This is a genomic window from uncultured Thiodictyon sp. (assembly GCA_903837595.1).
Classification (GTDB): domain Bacteria; phylum Pseudomonadota; class Gammaproteobacteria; order Chromatiales; family Chromatiaceae; genus Thiodictyon.
Window position 1 is genome coordinate 1 of sequence record CAILVI010000287.1, and the last position, 19,670, is coordinate 19,670.

The 19,670-nt window shown below is 64.4% G+C and carries 17 protein-coding genes, 1 tRNA gene and 2 pseudogenes; 11 read left to right on the top strand and 9 right to left on the bottom strand.

All coding sequences use genetic code 11. The annotated features are described in order from the left end of the window. Window positions 1–362, bottom strand: a pseudogene (locus QZY44_RS15810) (transposase); the annotation flags it as partial. Window positions 363–589: 227 nt separating this feature from the next. On the opposite strand from QZY44_RS15810, the gene QZY44_RS15815 reads away from it, so the two are divergent. After that, a complete protein-coding gene (locus QZY44_RS15815) occupies window positions 590–844 on the top strand; it encodes a hypothetical protein (protein ID WP_295448053.1) in 255 nt (84 codons plus the stop codon). Window positions 845–1,414: 570 nt separating this feature from the next. On the opposite strand, the gene QZY44_RS15820 is transcribed toward QZY44_RS15815, so the two are convergent. After that, window positions 1,415–1,639, bottom strand: a complete 225-nt coding sequence (locus QZY44_RS15820; RefSeq protein WP_295448102.1) for a hypothetical protein — start codon at window positions 1,637–1,639, stop codon at window positions 1,415–1,417. Continuing rightward, window positions 1,603–1,845, bottom strand: a complete 243-nt coding sequence (locus tag QZY44_RS15825; protein WP_295448056.1) for a type II toxin-antitoxin system antitoxin SocA domain-containing protein — start codon at window positions 1,843–1,845, stop codon at window positions 1,603–1,605. The genes QZY44_RS15820 and QZY44_RS15825 overlap by 37 nt, the downstream gene beginning before the upstream one ends. 530 nt (window positions 1,846–2,375) lie before the next feature. Here QZY44_RS15825 and QZY44_RS15830 point away from each other — a divergent pair. The 8 genes from QZY44_RS15830 (at window position 2,376) to QZY44_RS15865 (ending at window position 7,529) form a co-directional block, all read left to right on the top strand. Further along, window positions 2,376–3,629 (top strand): site-specific integrase, encoded by a 1,254-nt coding sequence (locus QZY44_RS15830; protein WP_295448059.1) that lies wholly within the window; start codon window positions 2,376–2,378, stop codon window positions 3,627–3,629. Between the two features lie 30 nt (window positions 3,630–3,659). Continuing rightward, a complete protein-coding gene (locus tag QZY44_RS15835; protein WP_295448062.1) occupies window positions 3,660–4,019 on the top strand; it encodes a hypothetical protein in 360 nt (119 codons plus the stop codon). Between the two features lie 97 nt (window positions 4,020–4,116). Further along, complete coding sequence (locus QZY44_RS15840) at window positions 4,117–4,848, top strand: hypothetical protein (protein WP_295448066.1); 732 nt, start codon at window positions 4,117–4,119, stop codon at window positions 4,846–4,848. 81 nt (window positions 4,849–4,929) lie between these two features. Next, entirely contained in the window at window positions 4,930–5,178 is a 249-nt protein-coding gene (locus QZY44_RS15845; RefSeq protein ID WP_295448069.1) for a helix-turn-helix domain-containing protein, read from the top strand. Between the two features lies 1 nt (window position 5,179). After that, window positions 5,180–5,956, top strand: a complete 777-nt coding sequence (locus QZY44_RS15850) for a Rha family transcriptional regulator (RefSeq protein WP_295448072.1) — start codon at window positions 5,180–5,182, stop codon at window positions 5,954–5,956. After that, window positions 5,949–6,392, top strand: a complete 444-nt coding sequence (locus QZY44_RS15855) for a helix-turn-helix domain-containing protein (RefSeq protein WP_295448075.1) — start codon at window positions 5,949–5,951, stop codon at window positions 6,390–6,392. Before QZY44_RS15850 ends, QZY44_RS15855 begins: the two co-directional genes overlap by 8 nt. 297 nt (window positions 6,393–6,689) lie before the next feature. After that, window positions 6,690–7,121, top strand: coding sequence for a hypothetical protein (locus tag QZY44_RS15860; protein ID WP_295448077.1), 432 nt, complete (start codon window positions 6,690–6,692; stop codon window positions 7,119–7,121). Between the two features lie 201 nt (window positions 7,122–7,322). After that, window positions 7,323–7,529 carry a hypothetical protein gene (locus QZY44_RS15865; RefSeq protein WP_295448080.1) on the top strand — a complete coding sequence of 69 codons (207 nt, stop codon included), beginning with the start codon at window positions 7,323–7,325 and terminating at the stop codon, window positions 7,527–7,529. Window positions 7,530–8,095: 566 nt separating this feature from the next. Here QZY44_RS15865 and QZY44_RS15870 read toward each other — a convergent pair. The 3 genes from QZY44_RS15870 to QZY44_RS15880 all read right to left on the bottom strand — a co-directional run bounded on the left by QZY44_RS15870 (window position 8,096) and on the right by QZY44_RS15880 (window position 9,315). Further along, a tRNA-Arg gene (locus tag QZY44_RS15870) sits at window positions 8,096–8,172 on the bottom strand. 132 nt (window positions 8,173–8,304) lie between these two features. After that, window positions 8,305–9,075, bottom strand: a complete 771-nt coding sequence (locus tag QZY44_RS15875; protein ID WP_295448083.1) for an NRDE family protein — start codon at window positions 9,073–9,075, stop codon at window positions 8,305–8,307. Further along, the gene (locus QZY44_RS15880; RefSeq protein ID WP_295448086.1) at window positions 9,076–9,315 is read right to left on the bottom strand and encodes a hypothetical protein; all 240 of its coding nucleotides are present in this window, start codon (window positions 9,313–9,315) and stop codon (window positions 9,076–9,078) included. Between the two features lie 152 nt (window positions 9,316–9,467). On the opposite strand from QZY44_RS15880, the gene QZY44_RS15885 reads away from it, so the two are divergent. Both QZY44_RS15885 and odhB read left to right on the top strand, forming a co-directional pair. Further along, window positions 9,468–12,368 carry a 2-oxoglutarate dehydrogenase E1 component gene (locus QZY44_RS15885; RefSeq protein WP_295448089.1) on the top strand — a complete coding sequence of 967 codons (2,901 nt, stop codon included), beginning with the start codon at window positions 9,468–9,470 and terminating at the stop codon, window positions 12,366–12,368. Next, a complete protein-coding gene (gene odhB / locus QZY44_RS15890; protein ID WP_295448093.1) occupies window positions 12,365–13,594 on the top strand; it encodes a 2-oxoglutarate dehydrogenase complex dihydrolipoyllysine-residue succinyltransferase in 1,230 nt (409 codons plus the stop codon). The genes QZY44_RS15885 and odhB overlap by 4 nt, the downstream gene beginning before the upstream one ends. 303 nt (window positions 13,595–13,897) lie before the next feature. Here the strand turns inward: odhB and QZY44_RS15895 are convergent, their stop codons facing one another. The 3 genes and pseudogenes from QZY44_RS15895 to QZY44_RS15905 all read right to left on the bottom strand — a co-directional run. Then, window positions 13,898–14,803 carry an Rpn family recombination-promoting nuclease/putative transposase gene (locus QZY44_RS15895; protein ID WP_295448096.1) on the bottom strand — a complete coding sequence of 302 codons (906 nt, stop codon included), beginning with the start codon at window positions 14,801–14,803 and terminating at the stop codon, window positions 13,898–13,900. A 282-nt stretch (window positions 14,804–15,085) separates the two neighbouring features. Continuing rightward, a complete protein-coding gene (locus QZY44_RS15900) occupies window positions 15,086–18,646 on the bottom strand; it encodes an SUMF1/EgtB/PvdO family nonheme iron enzyme (RefSeq protein WP_295448099.1) in 3,561 nt (1,186 codons plus the stop codon). Continuing rightward, a pseudogene (locus QZY44_RS15905) lies at window positions 18,643–19,670 on the bottom strand (hypothetical protein); the annotation flags it as partial. The pseudogene QZY44_RS15905 and the gene QZY44_RS15900, both read right to left, overlap by 4 nt.

Sequence of the window (19,670 nt, forward strand, 5' to 3'; positions counted from 1 at the left end):
CTGCGCGGGCGGCTCAGCTCCAGCGAGTCGACGTCGAGCGCCTGCACATCGCCCTGCGCGGGGCGGCTGGCGGTGGGGGCGTCCTCGCCTTCGCGCGCCAACAACTGGGCGGCCAGCCGCTGCGCCTCCCGTTCGAGCGCCGCGCCGGCGCTGCCCAGCAAGGTCCCCTGGCCACGGCGCAGTTCCTCCACCCGGGCACACAGAGCCGGCCACTCCTCCTGGGGCAGCGCGAAATGGCGGCCCAGGTTCAGCAGGGTGACCTGCCGCACCCGCCCGCCCACGCGCTCGGACTGCACCAGGCGGTGGGTGGCGTAGCGCTCCCCGGTGGCGCTGTTGCTGGTATGTGTGCGACGGATGTACATCCCGGTACTCTACGACATCCGTGACCTATCTTATTCTGACCCTCTCGAACAACTTGGCACTACATTGCGATTTCAGACAGGTGTGTACATACGAATCAGTTGGTTGGATGCGGTTCAGGGCTGTATATCAATGGGGTCATGTTAAAGATGGGCTAGCCCTGTAGCAGCGTGCCTGTGGCTGTTCGCATCCAGAGTTCCGCGTCAATGTTGTCGATGGCAAAGTGGTTGTGACCGAGATCAGCAAGCATTACCCGCCTGACACCGCGGCGGCTTCCCTGTGGCTGCGGAACCGACAACCGGCCCTGTGGTGGGACAAGGTAGAGATCGAGGAGGATGTCAATCTGAACGTGTTCCCGCCCAAAGAGCAATTGGACGCGATCTACTTAGCGGCCATGGCCCGCGCCACCGAACGGGCGAAAATGCTGATCGGTCGGCGGGAGCGACTGGGTATCGACACCGATGCCAGTCAGCCGGGTGACTGAGCCGCCCCACCGAGCCCGCACTGTGCTGGCTCGTGTGGGTCGGTGCGGATGCACGGGCTCAAAAATCCCCGCTGGAGCGGGGATGTCGAGGGTGTCAGGTGTTTTTCTTGCGGGAGGGGCACACGGCCTTTTCTGGGTCTCCATGGTATTTGTCATACCATAACACCCGGAGAACGCGACCATCTTTGATCCCGTAGACACGAATTGTTCCTGTAAGCCTCAAGGAAAAAACGGCATCTACATCGTCCAGGCTTAGTTCGGAGAGTCGTACCTGGGCACTCTTAGACAATGCATCGAGAGGTAGCGAGTGATGGTTTGTGCCAGCGCTCTTGCCACCCACGGCGCCCGGCAACTCGCCCCACGTCATGCTTTCCAGGCCAGGATGGCGCCCAACAACTTGCTGAGTCCAGTCGTCTGGGGAGAGCGTCCCCCATCCCCATGAGTCGTAGGACCAATCGGCGCGCCCCATCTGCCAGCAGATCGTTTGCTTGTCGAAGTTTTCCGGGCTCCCCCCGGTGCGAACCGATCGACCGCCCGGGTGTGCCCCGACCTTCGGCTGCTTCTGCGCCATCAAAGGCTGCCGTAATATTCTGCCAACACATCCTTTCCGATGATGCGCGATCCGCGCTCGCCGTCCGGGATTCCCTCGCGGGCAACGCGCCATGGCTGCTCCAGATGAGTGAGGTCGCTCAGCCATTGCGGGTCCTTGTCGCCGTAGAAGCCTAGAACCATGTCGACGGTGGATTGCTCGCTGATCGTCAGGGCATCAGGGCTTCCAGGAAAAACCCTGGGCAAACAGAAAACTTACCGCGGTGACGATCATACAAGGCGCGCACGACGGGGCCGTTGGCCCAAGCCTCGATCTCGTCCCCAAACAATGGCCTCTCGTCCCAGACCAAAGACCAGGCTTGAGAGTAGTACACCAGCTTTTGCAGCTTCATTGCGGACATCGGACCACGAGCACGCAGGATGTATTCCGCCAGATCGTAGACAGTTGCCATCGCGCGCCCTCCCGTAACAGGCCGTTGACATGATTTTGTGATTTAGGATAGGCCATCCAGCGCTACCATGCAGCGCTTTCGCATCACCCGGTCGCAAACCTGCTGCGCAGTGCGATTCAGATGCGCCGGACCGAGCCCGCCATGCGCGGGCGATGGTTTCCAGGGGCGGCGGCCCTGCCGGGAGCGACCCGACGAACGGCACCGGATGCTGACTTGGCCCCCCGTGCTGACTCAGTGCTGACTCAAACGAAAACGGCCTAGACCCGCTGATGCCTAAGCCGTTGTCTTAATTGGCGCGCCCGGAGAGATTCGAACTCCCGACCACCTGGTTCCTAGCCTGAGAGTCGCACACGCTACCGCCTAAGGCCCGTTACGTTACCCCACGTTTTAACAACAGCTTACCCGATCAAGACATGCTATTCTTTACGGCATAGTACGCCCTGATTCACTCTTTTGTGGTTGCGCAGTGGTTGCGCGCGCAACCAGCCATAGGGGCACTGGGGACCCATCGAACCGAGCGGGGGGAAACCATGAACACCGAGACCAAAACCGAGGGCGGCCGGGCGCTGGTCAACCTGACGAAGCGCAGCGTTGAGGGCATGACCTACGAAGGCACCGGGAGAAACCCGGATTACCGATGGGACCCCGAGGTTAAGGGCTTTGGCGTGCGGGTCTACCCGACCGGGCTCAAGACGTTCTTGATTGCCTACCGATCAGGCGCCCGCAAGCGGTTCCTGAAGCTGGGGACGCTCGGTAAGGACATGACCGCGGAGCAGGCCCGCGCGGCGGCAAAGACGAAGCTCGGGGCAGTGGTACAGGGGGCCGACCCCGCCGAATCCCGAGACCAGGACCGGCAAGGCGAAACCGTGCGTGAACTATGCGTCGCCTATCTGGAGCGTTACGCCAAGGTCCATAAGAAAAGCTGGTCAGAGGACGAGCGGCGCATCAACAACCGCATCCTTCCGGCATGGGCCAGCCTCAAGGCCAAGGCCATCAAGCGGGCCGACGTGGCGGCCCTGCATTCCAAGATCGGCACCAAGGAGGACCACCCCTACGAAGCAAACCGGGTACGTGAGTTGGTCGCCAAGATGTTCGAGCTCGCCCACCGATGGGGCTTTGTTCCAGAGGACCACCGCAACCCGGCCCAAGGGATTGACGACTACAAGGAGACGAAGCGCGACCGCTGGGTAACCCCCGACGAACTGCCCCGGCTGGCACAGGCGATCAACGAGGAGCCCAACGAGTCAGCCCGCGCGGCCCTGTGGCTCTACCTGCTGACCGGCTGCCGGAAGTCCGAACTACTCAAGGCGCAATGGGCTGATGTGGATTGGACCCGCGAAGCATTGCGGCTGGCCGACACCAAGAACGGCAAGACCCATTACATACCCCTGAGCCCGCCCGCCGTGGCCTTGCTGCGCGACATGCCCCGGACCGATGACAACCCCTTCATCCTGCCCGGCAAGCTCCCCGGTGCCCACCTGGTCAACGTGAGCAAGCCATGGGGCCGGGTGCGTGCGGCGGCTGGTGTCGAAGATGTGCGGCTGCATGATCTTCGGCGCACGGTCGGCAGTTGGCTTGCGCAGTCGGGCAACTCGCTGCACCTGATCGGGCGGGTTCTGAATCACTCCACCCAGTCAACGACCGCGGTCTATGCCCGGTTCGGTGAGGACTCGGTGAGGGCGGCCCTGGACCAGCACGGCGCCCGGCTGATGGGGGCGGCCGGACTGACCCCCACGGCAGAGGTTACCGAGCTTCCGGCCCGCGCCCGGACCGCCGCGAAGTGACCCGCCCCCCTTTCACCCGGAGCACCCCCCATGACCACCTTTGTTCTTGACACCTTGGCCTATTCCGAAACGCTCAAAGCGGGAGGGTTCAGCGAGCAACAAGCCGCAACCCAGGCCCGCGCCCTGGCTGAAATCCTAGATCGGCAGATGGCGACCAAGGCCGAAGTAACCGAGCACGAGAACGCGCTACGCCGCGACATTGAAGCCTTGAGAGTGGAGCTTAAGCGCGACATTCGAGAATCGGAGTTGAGCCTAGAGGCGAAGATTGCCGAGACCGGCACCCGGATTGCCGAGACGAAAGCCGACCTGACCCGCTGGGTTATTGGCGTGGGCTTTCTTCAAACCACCGTCATTATTGGCGTCTTGCTCAAGGTCGCCAAGCTGGTTTAACCCGTTACGGCCGGGTCTAGGGTAGCTCCCGAACGGCGGCACCTTCACCGCCTGACCTGGCCAACCTCTTGAAGGGTTGCGCTAGAAGGTGCGCGTTATGTATCAGGCTCAATTCCTGCCCGCCCGCGAAACGCGGACCCCCGCCACCTATGCAGAGGAATTGCAAAGGGAGCTTGTATTCTTGTGGAAGATACACCCAAAGAATAAAGACCCGATAGAGACAATCCGAAAGATTGTTAGCGACTTATGGAGCGATGAATCGACAAGCGGCGATGCTATTCTAAAGCGACGACTTGAAGCGGCTAACCGGCAAGTGCCCAATCCTGTTGATTTATCAACGCTTATTCCCGCTTGGCGTCATAACATACTGGTCGGGTTAGCCTATTGCGTCCAAGCCGTAAGGGTAGAGCAAGCCGGACAGAAGGATTTAGCGTGGTCATTCATTGCTGATGCGCAACGCTGTTGCGGCAAGTTCTCTGCGCAGTATTACCAGCGCAGACGCGCGCAAGGTATCGGGATAGGCGCGGCAAGGAAGAAAGCCGCCAAGGCCAAAGAAGACAAGGCCAACGGAAAAGACCCTAACGCATGGATGGTGCCGATCTTCGATCGGGCATATGCCGAGCTTGAGGCTGACGGATCGAAACAGCGGGGAGAGAGTAAATTGGTGACGAAGGCCAAGCGGGTTGCAGGTAAGGAACATCCGCACTATAAGGACCTGAACATCTACCGCGCCCGCGACTACCTCAGCAAGAGCCCATCGCACCGCGCCTTTCTGGCTAACCAGTCGCCACCGCGCTCCCGGATAAAAAAAACCTCAACATCTGCTTAGCACCCATCCCACTTCGATAGAACGCCCGCCCCCGCTGCGTAAACTTTGGGAAAATCGAAACCCACGGTAGAGAAACGCAGCTTGAACACCCCGACAGTAACGCCCATCAAGACCCTTCACGACGAGAAGCGCGAAGCCGAGCGGCTTGGCTTCTCGGTTCGCACCCTGCAACAGTGGCGGGTAAAGGGAGGCGGCCCGCCCTACCTCAAGCTTGGTGCAGCCGTCCGCTATGACCCCGCACAGGTTGACGCCTGGCTGAACGAGCACACCCGCACCAACACCGGCCCATCGGCCGGACCTGCCCCGGCAAGCCGTGCGCGGGGCTGCTGATATGGACCCCGCAAATGGAAGCGCCCGCACCAGGGACGGACCCGGACGGGCGCGAGAGCAGAACAGAAACGAGCGGCGCAATTATACCTCTGGCGGACTTGCTGCGCCGCTGGTCGAGACCCGCGGTCAGTCCGCCCTGACAACCTCCTTGATCGTTGCCGAAGGGTGCGGGGCCACTCACAAGCGGGCGGTCGCTCTGATCCGACAGTACCAAGACCAATTCGCCAGACTGGGAAGGGTGGATTTTGAGCGGCACCCCTTCCAGACGCAGGGCGGAGCGCAAGAGCGGGAAATCGCCTTGCTCAACGAAGACCACGCAACCTTCCTGATCACCCTGTTCCGCAACACACCCGTGGTGGTCGAGTTCAAGGTTCGTCTGGTCCTGGCCTTCCGTCGCGCCCTAAACGAGATTGCCCGCCTCTACGCCAACCCACCACGATCCGACCTGATCGCATCTAAGCGGGCCGCCCACAATCCAATGATGGATGCACTGATCGAGGTCCGGGACGAGGCCGGAAAGATCACTGGTGCACAGCACTTCCAGTGCGAGAACAAGCTGTGCAACTTCATCGTCACTGGCCAGTTCAAGGCCATTGACGAGAAGACCCTGAACAACGAGCAGGTTCAAATTCTGCGCCTCGTGCGCGAACGCAACGCCGCTTTGCTGGTTGCCGGATTGGATTACGAGTCTCGCAAGCGTCGACTGGTATCCTTCGCTACTCGACTCCGCGCCAAGCGGGCCAGATTGATGGAGTCCGACACGCACAGCTATGGCTGACACCAACACCAACCCACTTAAGCGCTGGCGCTGGCTTGTGTGGTCGGAGCATGGCCCGGCGCGCGTGACGCAACGCGCGCTGCTTCAGGTCCTGTTTGACTACTATGCAACCAGCAAAGACGGGCGTGTTTTCCCGTCTCAGCAGACGCTATCTACGAAGACCGGGGTATGTCTTCGCGCCGTGCGAGAGCATCTTGATATCCTCGAGGCCGACGGCTGGTTCAAGCGCAAGAAGGGGGGCAAGAGCGGTCAAGGATGGGCGCTCGATTTCTATATCCTCACCTGGCCTAACCACATTGACCCGAAGACCGACATTTGGCTTAAAGAGGTGGAGCGAAATCGAATCCAGGCGCGCGACGACTACCGGCAAGATGAAGGCTGGCAACCTGAAAACGACGAGGAGGCGGCACGCTGGGAGGAACAGGGCCAAGGCTAAGGTGCGGCAAGAAATGCCGCACGTTAGAAGGTGCGGCAGATTTGGCAAAAGGTGCGGCAGATTCCGCACGAAGGTGCGGCAGATTTGGCCAAGAGGTGCGGCAGAATCTGCCTACGATATCTTCATTGATATCTTCAAAGAGAAATTCATAGACATGGGGTGCGCGCTCTGCGCACACATGGCTTGCGCAATTTCGCTTTAGAGTCGGCGGAAGATCAAGTAGCGCACCACGGATACCCCGTCAGACGGCACAGGCGGCCCCCTTTCGGCGGTTTCAGAACGGCAGGAAAACAGAACATGAGCGACGACACGAACACGAGAGACGACAAGGGGCGATTCCTCCCGGGATCACCGCCCGGCCCTGGGAGGCCAAAGCGGACAGATGCCGAAGCGGTGCAGCGAGAGGCGATCCGCGCCGCCCTGCCGGGTATCGTCAATCGCCTGATCGAATCAGCAGAGGGCGGGGATATTCAGGCGAGCCGACTGCTACTTGATCGCGTGATGCCTGCCTTAAAGGCCACTGACGCGCCCGTGAGTCTACCCCCGGGCATTGACGCGTCCGACCTGACCGGCGCCCCTACGGCCGTCCTGAAGGCCCTGGCCAGTGGCGACCTGTCACCCGATCAGGCCGCGACCATCGCCGGGGCACTGTCGGCACTGGTCAAGGTCCGGGAGATCACCGAACTTGAAAGCCGTATTGCGGCACTGAAGGCGAAGCAAGGAATCTGAGAACGCGCGTTGACGCACTGGAAGCGGCTAATCCTGACCTGGATAGCATGGACCCCGGCGATATGAATTTTGAGCAACTGCGCACGGCCCTTGTGCGTGAGTATGTGAAGGCCGGGCGATGCTCAGCCGATGATGTAAGGGACCTTGAGCCCGGCGCATTGCTGGCCTTTCTTCGGTCACTGGATATTGAAGGGGCGAATCATGCGACTGAATGACCGATTGAAGGCCCTTGAAGCCGCGGACCCGCCAGAGGACAACCGGCCCGCATCGGAAATGACGCTTGCCGAACTGCGCGACAGACTGAGGCGCAGCTTTGTTGCCCGCGGGCTATGCTCTGCCGATGCAACAGACGCCGAGATTATGGAAATAGGCAGGCAATTTAAGGTGAACCATGACGCGACTGAATGAGCGACTGAGCCGACTTGAGAACGCCACCCCGCCCGGTGAGCAGGTTGTGTTCTTCCTGCCGCACAACGAGCGCGGCCCGGCGCCAGCGGAACCGCAGACGGGAGCCGTGCGTGTCTACCGGCTGGCCGATCAGAGCAGGGAGCATGCGCCAGCGGCCCCGGGTCGGTGCGATCCTACCGCCTGACCGTCGGCGCCCCGGAGTCGGCGCAGCACCCGCGCGCGCGTGTGCGCGTACTGCGCACCGAACACGGCCCGGCTGAATTTATGCACGCATCGCGCGCGCGTGGGGGCGCCCCAGCTACTACAGAAAACTACAGTTCAGGACGCGATCCACATCATCCTCGTGCTGACTGCACCGCGGTCGGGATCGAGGTCCGGGAGCGGTACCCAGGGCGATGCACCTGGTGACGAGCCCGACCGCTGGCGATGGTTCCCAGGGCACCGCGGCACCCTGCCGGGAGCGACCCGACGAACGGCACCGGGTGCCGACTTTGCGCCGCGTGGTTGCGCAGTGGTTGCGCAAAAGGAAAGGGCCTAGACCTTGCGAGTCTAAGCCCTTGTTTTATTGGCGCGCCCGGAGAGATTCGAACTCCCGACCACCTGGTTCGTAGCCAGGTACTCTATCCAGCTGAGCTACGGGCGCAAAGTTTATGGCGCTCTCTCCCTAGAGGCTCTATCCAGTCTCGCCTGCCTGCCGACTGATTGACTGGCGATGGGATCGCCGCTGCGAGTGCCGTCACCGAGCGAAGCATTATCCGGATCGACTTCCACCCTGTCAAGCGCCAGAAATGCACCCGTCCAGCACCACCGGCGCGAACGCGGTGCGGTCCGGCCGCCCCGGTGCATGGAGCCAGCACGGCCGGGCGGTGGGCCCCGGATAGGCCGGTAGTGCGATCAAGGCGCTGGAGCGGGTACCGAAGCCGTCCGGGCCGTCCAGCACCATGGCGGCCTCAGGCCCGAGCGGCGCGGGATAGTCGGCGGCGGCGAGCAGGTCGCGCCAGCCCGACCAGTCGTCGGCCTCGGGCCTCGGGATTGGTGCGGCCACGAACCGCGGGCGGTTATGGGCGATGCGCGGGTGGTGCGGGTCGTCCAGTTCGGTCGCGCTCAGAAAATGCAGACCGGGCGGGATAGGATAGACGCGGACCGGCCCATCGCCCCCATGGCGCAGCCAATAGGCACGGCGGGGATCGGCCACCACCAGGTTGAATGGTCGATAGGCGGCGGGGTTCAGGTCCTCCAGGGCGCCGGCCGCCGCGTCGGCCTCCGCATGGTCGAGGGCCTCCAGGACCAACTCGCCACGGCTGCGCTTGCCGGCCGCCGGCCCCAGGGTACCGGTGCGATTCATGACGGCGGCCACCAACCCGTGGTCGTTGAGGCCGAGCCAACTGCCACCGCCCGCACAATCGAGCCCGGCGACAACCTCCGGGCGGTCCGGCCAGTGCCGCGCGGGCGCCGCGCATGCGCGCCCACTAAGCTCGTCGCGGTTGGCGGCGATCAGGACCGGCCAGGGGTGGTCCGGACGACGCAGGATGATGAAGGTACACACTCAGAACATCTCCGAGACCGCCTGCTCGGCCTCCGCAACCTTGGCGCCGGTGCTCTCACTGAGCAGCATGAAGACCTTGTGCTGGGCCAGCTGGTTGGTGCTGCCCGGCTGACCGATCATCTCCAGGCGCGCCTGGAAGTAGGCAAGGTCCGCCTCCAGCCGGGCGAGATTAACCCGCTTGCGCTGATGCGCCTCGCTGACCTTAGACTCCGGATTGACCATGTTGTTCGCTGGGGCCATGAGTGCCGCAGGCGGTGCCGGTGCGGGTACAACGTGCCGCCCTATTGTCGCGTTTCCGGGCGTCTCAAACAACTTCAGCGACCCGAATCCGGCCTGTGCTATAAACAGCGGTTATCCCACCACCAGACGCCGCGGCCAAATCGATACCAAGTATGAGCGCAATCCTTGAGCTGTTCCGTTCCTCCGGTGCCCTGTACGGGGGCAACGCGGCCTTCATCGAAGACCTTTACGAGCGCTACCTCCAGGACCCTGAGAGTGTAGACCGCGCCTGGCGCGCGCGCTTCGACGCCATGCGTCAGGCGCCGGCCAACGAATCGGCGCCCGCAACACCCGGAGCCCGCCCGGTCCCCGCCGACATCGCCCACGGCCCGGTACGCGAGAACTTCGCCCGGCTCGCCCGCGAGAGTCGCTCGCGGGCGCGCCTGCGCAGTACTGAGCACCTGGAGCCGGCCGCGGCCGAGAAACAGTCGGCGGTCTTGCGCCTGATCAACGCCTACCGCTTCCGTGGCCACCAGGTGGCCGATACCGACCCGATCCGGCTGCGCGAGCGGCCCAGGGTCCAGGACCTGGACCCCATCTACCACAACTTGAGCAAAGATGACCTGGACCAGGTCTTCTACACCGGCTCGCTCTGCGCCCCTGACCGCATGAAGCTGCGCGACATTATCGCCCTGGTCCAGCGAATTTACTGTGGGCCAGTTGGCTCCGAGTACATGTATATCACCAGCACGACGGAAAAGCGCTGGGTCCAGAAGCGCCTGGAGACCTATCGGGCGGCCCCGGAACTGGAGACCGCCGACCGCCGCTGGATCCTGTTCCTGCTGAGCGCCGCCGAGGGCATCGAGAAGTATCTGCACCAGCGCTATGTGGGGCAGAAGCGCTTCTCACTGGAAGGCGGCGAGACCCTGATCCCGCTCCTGGACGAACTGATCCAGCGTGCCGGGCGCAAGGGCCAGAAGGAGGTCGTGATCGGCATGGCCCACCGCGGCCGGCTCAATGTGCTGACCAACATCTTCGGCAAGCCGCCCCAGGCGATGTTCGACGAGTTCGAGGGGCGGCTGCCCATGGAAGCCCACACGATGGCCGGTGACGTGAAATACCACCTGGGCTTCGCCACCGACGTAGACACCCCCGGGGGCGCCGTCCATCTGGCCCTGGGCTTCAACCCCTCGCACCTGGAGATCATCAACCCGGTGATCGAGGGCTCGGTGCGCGCCCGTCAGCGCCGCCGCCGCGACAAGACCGGGGACCAGGTGTTGCCGGTACTGATCCATGGCGACGCCGCCTTTGCCGGCCAGGGCGTGGTGATGGAGACCCTGCAACTGTCCCAGACCCGCAGTTACTCCACCGGCGGGACGGTACACATCGTCATCAACAACCAGATCGGCTTCACCACCAGCCATCCGCTGGACGCCCGCTCCAGCCCCTACTGCACCGACATCGCCAAGCTCGTCCAGGCGCCGGTGTTCCATGTGAATGGCGATGACCCCGAGGCGGTGATCTTCGTCACCCGCATGGCGCTCGACTTCCGCAACGAGTTCCACAAGGACATCGTCATCGATCTGATCTGTTACCGCCGCTTGGGTCACAACGAGGCCGACGAGCCGGCCGTCACCCAGCCCATGATGTACGCCAAGATCGCCGCCCGCCCCACCACGCGGGCGGTCTATGCCGAGCGGCTGGCCACCGCGGGGATCGTGACCCCGGAGGAGGCCGCGGCGCAGGTGGAGGATTATCGCCGCTCCATCGAGCAGGGCGTGGTGGTCGCCCGGCCGGTGCTGTGCGGACTCGACAATGCCTATCGGGTGGACTGGACGCGCTGCCAGAACGAGGACTGGGACCAGGCCGTGGACACCGGCGTGCCGGTGGTGAAACTGCGGACCCTGGCGGCGGCGATGCTGACGGTGCCGACGGGGTTCGATATGCACCCGCGGGTGGCGAAGGTATGGGAAGAGCGGCAGAAGATGGCCGCGGGCGAGCAGCTGCTCAACTGGGGCATGGCCGAGAACCTGGCCTATGCCACCCTGCTGGACGCGGGCATCCCGGTGCGACTCTCGGGCCAGGACTGCGGACGCGGGACCTTCGTCCACCGCCACGCCAAGATCCATGATCAATCCACCGGCGACGCCTACACCCCGCTCCAGCACCTGGGCCCGCACCAGGGGGCCTTCATCGCCATCGACTCTATCCTCTCAGAGGAGGCGGTGCTGGGCTTCGAATATGGCTTTGCAACCGCCGAACCCAATGCACTGACCCTGTGGGAGGCGCAGTTCGGCGACTTCGCCAATGGCGCCCAGGTGGTGATCGACCAATTCATCACCTCCGCCGGCACCAAGTGGGGGCTTGCCTGCGGGCTGACGATGCTGCTGCCCCATGGTCTGGAGGGCCAGGGGGCCGAGCACTCATCGGCCCGTCTGGAGCGCTACCTGCAACTGTGCGCGGAGCACAACATCCAGGTCTGCGTCCCCACCACCCCGGCCCAAATGTACCACCTGCTGCGCCGCCAGATGGTCCGGGACTATCGCAAGCCGCTGATCGTCATGACCCCCAAGAGCCTGCTGCGGCATCGCCTGGCAGTCTCCGCGCTGGACGAACTCACCACCGGGCACTATCAGACAGTGATTGCCGAGATCGACGCCATCGACCCCGCCGGGGTGACGCGCGTGATCTTCTGCAGCGGCAAGGTCTATTACGATGTGCTGGAGGCGCGGCGGTCGCGGGGCTTGACTAACTGTGCCCTGATCCGCATCGAACAACTCTACCCCTTCCCCAAAGAGGCGTTCAGTGCCGCGCTGGCCCTCTACCCCAACGCGGAGGAGATCATCTGGTGCCAGGAGGAGGCCAAGAACCAGGGCGCCTGGGACCAGATCAAACACCGCTTGTACGAACTGCTCCCGGCGGACAAGCAGTTACAGTATGCGGGTCGGCCGGCGTCCGCCGCACCCGCCGTCGGCCATCGCGCCGCACACGTCGAGCAGCATGAGCACCTGATCGACGAGGCCCTGACCGGCCGTTTCACCCCGAGCATGAATCAAAGGATCAGCTATCCATGAGTAGTGAAGTCAGAGTCCCGGCCCTGCCCGAGTCAGTCGCCGACGCCACCGTCCTGGCCTGGCACAAGCAACCGGGGCAGGCAGTGCAGAAACATGAGACCCTCGTCGATCTGGAGACGGACAAGGTCGTATTGGAGGTCCCGGCCCCGGCCGACGGCATACTCGGTGAGATCCTGGCCCCGGTCGGCACCCTGGTAACCGCCGCCACCGTGCTGGCCGTCATCGAGCCCGCATCCATAGGAGCGCCGCCCTCGGCGCGACCAGAACCCGCGGCAACGGCCGCGCCCGTCGCACCCACCACGCCCGCGGCGGCCGACCCGGTGCTGGCCCCCGCCGCGCGCCGACTGGTCAAGGAGATGAACCTGGATGCAGCGCAGATCGCCGGCAGCGGCCGCGACGGCCGGGTGCAGAAGGCCGATGTACTCGCCTTCCTGGAGGAGCGCGAGAAGGCCGTCCCCGAGCAGGACCCGGATTTCATCATACCGGCCAGCGTCACCGCCCCCCCGGGCCTGACCGGCGAGGCCGGCCGGCCCGAACAGCGCGTGCCCATGACCCGGCTGCGCACCCGGGTGGCCGAGCGGCTCGTGCAGGCGCAACAGAACGCCGCCATGCTCACCACCTTCAACGAGGTGAACCTCAAGTCGGTCATCGAGCTACGCAACCGCTATAAGGACCAGTTCGAGAAGACCCATGGCGTGCGTCTGGGCTTCATGTCCTTCTTCGTCAAGGCCGCGGTCGAGGCCCTGCAGCGGTTCCCGGTGATCAATGCCTCGGTGGACGGCACCGACATCATCTATCACGGCTATTACGACATCGGCATCGCGGTATCCTCCCCGCGCGGCTTGGTGGTCCCCATCCTGCGCAACTGCGACCAGCTCAGCATGGCCGACGTCGAGCAGGGCATCACCGAATTCGGGCAAAAGTCCAAGGCCGGCACCCTGAGCTTCGAGGAACTCACCGGCGGCACCTTCACCATCACCAACGGCGGCACCTTCGGCTCGTTGCTGTCCACGCCCATCCTCAACCCGCCGCAGAGCGCCATCCTGGGCATGCACAAGACCCAGGACCGCCCGATCGCGGAGCACGGCCAGGTGGTCATCGCCCCCATGATGTACCTGGCCCTGACCTATGACCACCGCATCATCGACGGGCGCGACGCGGTGCAGTTCCTGGTCACCATGAAGGAGGCATTGGAGGACCCGGCGCGGTTGTTGTTGCGGATATAGCCACCGCAAGCCTCCGGGGGCGCCAGCCCGCCTGCACTTCTCGTAACACCGCTACGCGGTGTTACGCCTGCGCCGGGAGCATCACCGGAGGTCGATGCCGGTCGGCGTTAGCCGGTCGGCATTGCATCGTCGCTGCCCTCGTCCGGCTAACGGCCATGGCAGTAAGGCCAGCCACCCCGGACGATGAAAGTCGTCGTGGGAGCGGCTTTAGCCGCGACGAGGCCACAGCAGCTTGCGAGGTCCAGTCGCGGCTAAAGCCGCTCCCACCGGGTCCCGGCCTGACTTTCACGGTATTCCGACCCCTTATTCCTTGGCTTTGAGCAACGCGGTGAGGCGTTTAACCTCGGCAAGGGCGGCTTCTTTCGCCTGACGCTCAGCCTCTTTAGCCTCCCGCTCGGCCTCTTTCGCCTGCCGCTCGGCATCTGTAGCCTGCCGCTCCGCCTCTCTAGCCTGCCGTTCGGCTGCCAGTGCGGCGCGTTCGTCTAGAAGTGCCTGCTCGAGGGAGCGCCGTTCACGTTGAATCGATCGCTGTTGCCGTAAGAAGTCCTGCCGCGCCTGATAGGTGTCGTAGGCGCGTTCTTTGTCGGAGAATGCCTCCAGGGTATTCATGGCTTGCCTCATTTCTGCGGTCTGCATCCACTCGGGGAGATCGTCGGCATCCAGATGCTCGCCCTCTTTGAAGAACTTGAGCCAGCGTTGCTCGTCGGTAGCAACCTGCTCGGCGGCGAATTTGTTCAGTTCCAAGAGATAGATCCCGCCGTGGTTCAGCAGGCACTGGCCGCGCTCATCGCGCAACCGGTAGCGGTGCGTATAGTACGGGTCGCCTATCAAGAGATTTTCGCCCAAGATCCAGATGGCGTAGGCGGGTTTGAGCGTGCCGTAATCCTGGCCGCTCTCCAACTGATGGTTGTAGAGGTCGTTCCAGGTATACAGGATGCGGGGGAGCAGGTCCGCATGGGTCAACAACTGGATCTCAATCTGATAGCGCCGGCCCTGGTCGTCGCGGGCCTTGATGTCGACGATGCTGAGTTTATCGGTCAGGAACTCGCGTTCGTTGTAAGGGTTAAGAATCTGTACCTCGGTGACCGGGCGGATCAGATCGGCGCCGAGGATGGCGTTAAGGAAGTAGATCAGCAGGTTACGATTTTCCTCAGAGCCCAGCAGGGCCTTGAAGACACAGTCGATCTTGGGGTCGATGGCGTGGCGCATGGGGGGAGTTTAGGACGGATCGGCGACGGGGGCAACCGGGCCGCGCCCTGCGATAACAAGCGGATGCTGGCTGAGACGATCGGCAGCGGACCTTAGAAGGCGGCTGGTCGATGGGCCTTGATCATCACTCCGACGATTGCCCCTCCCGGCCATCCGTCGCGGCCTGGGGGCCGCTCCTACGGGGGTAGGAGCGGCCCCCAGGCCGCGACGAAGTCAGGTGGAGGGGGCCGGGTTCATGTCCAAGGCCGCCGGGACAAGGGCAAATAGGGTGAGAGTGCCGAGCTATATGGTCCTCGAAAGGCGGAAGCCAATGCCTCCGCCGCGTTCCGACGGATGCCCTAGGTCGCGATAAGCCGAACGGCAGGCACCGGCCTCGAGGCTCCAAGCACCACCCCGGGCAACCCGATAGGAGCCCAACTTTGGACCATTCGGATTACCACTCACCATCGGCTGGCTCTCATTGCGATCTGCTGAGATGCGAATGGCATCCGCTGCTTGTCGAGCGCTGCTCGCGATTCCCGCCACCACCTTGGCTAGCTGCCGGTAATAATCCGCTGCATACCAGTCGGCACACCACTCCAAACAATTGCCATGCATGTCATATAGCCGCCAAGAGTTGGCGCGCTTTTGAGCGACAGGCTGGAGCTGGCCGCCCGCATTCTCACTGAACCAGGCGTAGTCGTCCAATCCGGCCGTATCATCACCATAGCACCAGAGGGTTTGTGAGCCGGCGCGGCAGGCATATTCCCACTGCACCTCGGTGGGCAAGGCATAGCGCTCGCCGGTCACCGCACTCAGCCAGTCACAATAGGCGCGGGCGTCCTCCCAGCCGATGCCGACTACCGGCAGATCCAGCGCCGCGGGACCGATACCGCACTTAGCGTAGTAATCGTTACTGCCCGTTTTGACATGGTACTGACTACCTTTCTTCAGCCACTCCGGCCAGTGTGTATTCGTTACCTCGCAAAAGCGCCGGTACTCGCCCCAGGTCACCGGCGTCCGCCCTAGGGCGAAGGCAGAGACGCGGACGGGGTGGATCGGCTGCTCGTTGTCTCTGGCCTGTTCATCACCCATATTAAACGTTCCGCCCGGCAAATAGACCATCGCCGGGGCCTCGCCCGCCACCTTCGTGCCGTCCTGACTCGCCACGTCCAATGGATCGCGGAAGACCTCGAAGGGGGTGAAACGGGATTTGGGGGCAGGCGCCGGCGGCTCCGGCGCCCTGGGCGAGGTCGCGCCGACAAGGGTAATAGGGTAAGAGGGCCAAGGGCCAGTCCTCGAAAGGCGGAAGCCGAGGCCGCGGCCGCGAACGGACGGCGCGACCCTGAGGCGGTACGCCGAACGGCAGAAGGCGGCGACGTCGTCCCAGGCACCGCCCCGACAAACCCGGCCGGAGCCCGACTGGGGCCCAGTGGGATTCTCACTGGCAGGCAGATCGCTGCTAGTCGCACCCTGCTGCATGCCAGTCACCTCTGCTGCAGCAGAATGCGACTGCGCTGCGGTGGAATCGACAAGTTCCCGGTAATAGCTGTCGGACCACCAGTCCTGGAACCACTCCCGCACATTGCCATGCATATCATAAAGATGCCAGGCATTGGGCCGTTTCTCCCCGACCGGATGGGGCTTGCCGTCGGCATTCTGGTAGTACCAGGCATGATCACCGAGCGCCGACTCGTCGTCGCCGCAGGACCAGCGGGTGGTGCGGCCAGCCCGGCAGGCATACTCCCACTGCGCTTCGGTCGCCAGGGCATAGCGCTCGCCGGTCTGTTCGCTAAGCCAGGCGCAATAGGCCTGGGCATCGTCCCAACTCACATTGATCGCGGGCCGCTCGCCGCGGCCCCAGCCCTCATCGCTGGGCCGCTCCCGCCCGGTCGCCGCGCAGAAGCGGTCGTACTCGGCGAAGGTCACCGGGTACTGACCGATGGAACAGGCATCCACCCGCACCGGGTGGGCGGGCTTCTCCCAGTAGTAGGGGCTATCGTCCTGCCCCATCATAAAGGTACCGCCCGGCAGCCAGACCATGGCCGGGCCCGTGGTGCCATCCATCAAGGGGTCGCGCAGACCCGGGATCGGCTCAGGTTTCGGCGGTTCGTGTTCGCCCGCGCCGCCAAGGGTAAAAGGGTAAGAGTGTAAAGGGCCAGTCCTCGAAAGGCGGAAGCCGAGGTAGTCGTAGCGGAAGGACGGGGGCCAGTCGCAGCGGGAGGCCGAGCGGCAGATGTCGGCGTCGTTGAGCCAGGCACCGCCCCGACAAACCCGGAGGGAGCCCGACTGGGGCCCAGTGGGATTCTCACTGGCAGGCAGCTGCATGCCACTCGCACTCTGCTGCACGCCAGTGGTATCTGCTGCAGCCGAGCCGTCGGGTCCGCTGTGCGGACCAGCAGCCCCCGCATCCGCAGCACGGCTATCGGTCCGCGCAGCGGACCCTACAAGCTCCTGGTAGTCGTCGCCCGAGTACCAGTCCTGGCACCACTCCCACACATTGCCGTGCAGGTCGTGCAGACCCCAGGCATTGGCGTTTTTCCCACCGACCGGGCGCGTACCGTCACCGGCGTTGTCGCCATACCAGGCATAGTCGCCCAGTTGCCCCGCGTCGTCGCCGAAGCAGTAGAGCGCAGCAGTGCCCGCCCGGCAGGCATGCTCCCACTGCGCCTCGGTCAAGAGGCCATACGCCTGGCCGGTCTCCTTGCTCAGCCAGTCGCAATAGGCTTGGGCATCGTCCCAACCGATGCAGACCACCGGGTGCCGGTCGTCTTGGTCCATATAGGGGTTGCGCCAGTTTGCATCCGCTTTCTGCCCGGAATGCTTGCCGCGGTTCCAAACCCAGGCGCCCTCCCCCTGCTCCGCCTCGGTGCGATACCCCGTCGCCTCACAGAAGCGCCAAAACTCGCCGACCGTTACCGGGTACTTGCCAATCCCATAGTGACTGAGCCTGACGTCATGGGCCGGCCGCTCACTGTCCTCGCCAACACCCTCTGGGCTGCCCATCCGGAAACTCCCGCCGGGCAGCCAGAGCATTTCCGGACCAGGGTTTGCATCCGACCAGCGGTCGCGGAATGGCGTGGGGGCCGTGGGCGGGGTCGGCTCGGCAACCCGGTCGGAAGCCTCAACAGGTCCCGGCCGACCGTAGAGATCGGGGACCATCACCCCCTCAACGTCGCGCAAGGAGGCAGTCGCCCCCGCCGCGCCCAGTCGCTCGCCCAGGGCCGCAAGTGCGGCTGGGTCCCGCAGCAGCCGCGCCACCTCGCCGGCATAATCGAGCAGGCCGCGATGCTCGGTAAGATTCGCAGCCAACTCATCGGTGAGGCGCACCAGACGCGCCAACTCGGCCACCGAGCAACCGGCAACGCCGGCACCGGGTGCGGCTGCGGTCAGACCCTTGGCAAAGGCATCCGCGATCTGACGCGCGGCCTCGCCCCGGCATTCTTCCAGATAGGCCATGGCCGACCATTGCTCGGCCTGTAGCTCGGCTGGTCGCAATCCGGCCCCGGCGCGGCCAAGGTGGCGGATGTAGCGCAACAGCAGGCGCGCCGCCTCACGCAGGGGCTCCGCCCCGAGGCAGTCGCGCAGCTCGGCGATGAGCCGGGCGCGCACGTCCTGGTCCAGGGCGTATTGCTCATAACCGACCGGCCGGCACAGGTCCGATAGCAATAGATCGGCCTCGGCGATCCAGGGTACGCCATCGCGGCCATGCAGGAAGCGCAGGTGCAGATAGTTGAGCAACTCGGGCGTGAGGATCAGCGGCATGGCGGCATACCAGGCGAGCCGCCGATAGGGCTCGCCAAAGCGCCGCACGAAGCGCTCGATGCGGTCGCAGGCAATGGCCTCGCGGACCTGCGCGCTCATGCGCTGCCCCCGGCGGCTTGACCGCGCAAGATATCGACGGCGTTGCCGAAACCATCCTCATCCATGGGAAACATGGGCACCAGCAGGGCGATCAATTGGGCGGTGGTCCCCGGCCAGCGAGTGGTGGGCACCGGATTGAGCCAGGCGAGCGAGGCGGTCAGGCACTTGATCTGCACGAGGACGCGCGCGCTCGCCTGGAAGCGCGACTGCTCGCGCCCGCCCCGCGCGGCCCCGGCATCGCTGACGACGAGCACACTCGACTCGGGGGTGCACTCGGCGAGCAGCCGCTTGAGCGCCAGCGGCCGGGTGCGATGCGGGTCCTGATAGACCTGCCCCGGCGGGACGTTCTGGAAATAGCCGACGTCCACCCGCAGCCCGCTCTCCACGGCGGTCTGTACCAGGTCGCGGGTCAGACGATGGAAGGGGACCATGGAGCCGCCCTGATCCACCAGCAGGATCAGATGGCCATGGTCGGTGGTGCGGCGCTCCAAGACCGGCCGGTCGAAGAACCCCTGGCGCGCGGCGCGCTCCAGTGTCGCCGACAGGTCGACCCGATCGCAGGGACCGTCCTTGACCGGGCGACGCAGATAGCGCCAGGCATAGGCCATGGTGCGGCGCGATACCGGGTCATGGGTGACCAGGTCCCGCTCGCGGCGGCTGGGCACCGGCTGCTCGGGGGCGCGCACGGGCAGCGGCTTGACCGCCGGGGCGCTCGGCGCGGGCGGCGATGCCCGTGAGGGTTCGGGCTCGGGCATCTCGGGCGGTGGTTCCAACGGGGGCGCGGCCGGCCCAGGTTCCGGTTCGGGCTGCCGCGGCATACTGGAGCGCTGCTCCGCCAGCAGGGTATCGACCTGTGCATCCAGATCGGCGTTCTGTGCCGCGGACTTGCACCATAGCAGGCGCAACGTACACTTGAGCCGCGCCGCCTCGCCGGTGCCGAACCCCGCCTGGAGCGCCGCGCGCGCGGCCATGAGTTCGGCGATCCCGAGCGCCAGACCAGCGGCCCGCTGGCGCTGGAACAGGC

Excerpts from the sequence above, each read along its gene's own strand:
- odhB (WP_295448093.1), top strand. The coding sequence starts at position 12,365 with ATGAGTAGTGAAGTCAGAGTCCCGGCCCTGCCCGAGTCAGTCGCCGAC.
- QZY44_RS15850 (WP_295448072.1), top strand. The coding sequence starts at position 5,180 with ATGGACCCCGCAAATGGAAGCGCCCGCACCAGGGACGGACCCGGACGG.
- QZY44_RS15865 (WP_295448080.1), top strand. The coding sequence starts at position 7,323 with ATGCGACTGAATGACCGATTGAAGGCCCTTGAAGCCGCGGACCCGCCA.
- QZY44_RS15885 (WP_295448089.1), top strand. The coding sequence starts at position 9,468 with ATGAGCGCAATCCTTGAGCTGTTCCGTTCCTCCGGTGCCCTGTACGGG.
- QZY44_RS15900 (WP_295448099.1), bottom strand. The coding sequence starts at position 18,646 with ATGAGCGCGCAGGTCCGCGAGGCCATTGCCTGCGACCGCATCGAGCGC.
- QZY44_RS15880 (WP_295448086.1), bottom strand. The coding sequence starts at position 9,315 with ATGGCCCCAGCGAACAACATGGTCAATCCGGAGTCTAAGGTCAGCGAG.
- QZY44_RS15830 (WP_295448059.1), top strand. The coding sequence starts at position 2,376 with ATGAACACCGAGACCAAAACCGAGGGCGGCCGGGCGCTGGTCAACCTG.
- QZY44_RS15825 (WP_295448056.1), bottom strand. The coding sequence starts at position 1,845 with ATGGCAACTGTCTACGATCTGGCGGAATACATCCTGCGTGCTCGTGGT.
- QZY44_RS15895 (WP_295448096.1), bottom strand. The coding sequence starts at position 14,803 with ATGCGCCACGCCATCGACCCCAAGATCGACTGTGTCTTCAAGGCCCTG.
- QZY44_RS15840 (WP_295448066.1), top strand. The coding sequence starts at position 4,117 with ATGTATCAGGCTCAATTCCTGCCCGCCCGCGAAACGCGGACCCCCGCC.
- QZY44_RS15855 (WP_295448075.1), top strand. The coding sequence starts at position 5,949 with ATGGCTGACACCAACACCAACCCACTTAAGCGCTGGCGCTGGCTTGTG.
- QZY44_RS15835 (WP_295448062.1), top strand. The coding sequence starts at position 3,660 with ATGACCACCTTTGTTCTTGACACCTTGGCCTATTCCGAAACGCTCAAA.
- QZY44_RS15860 (WP_295448077.1), top strand. The coding sequence starts at position 6,690 with ATGAGCGACGACACGAACACGAGAGACGACAAGGGGCGATTCCTCCCG.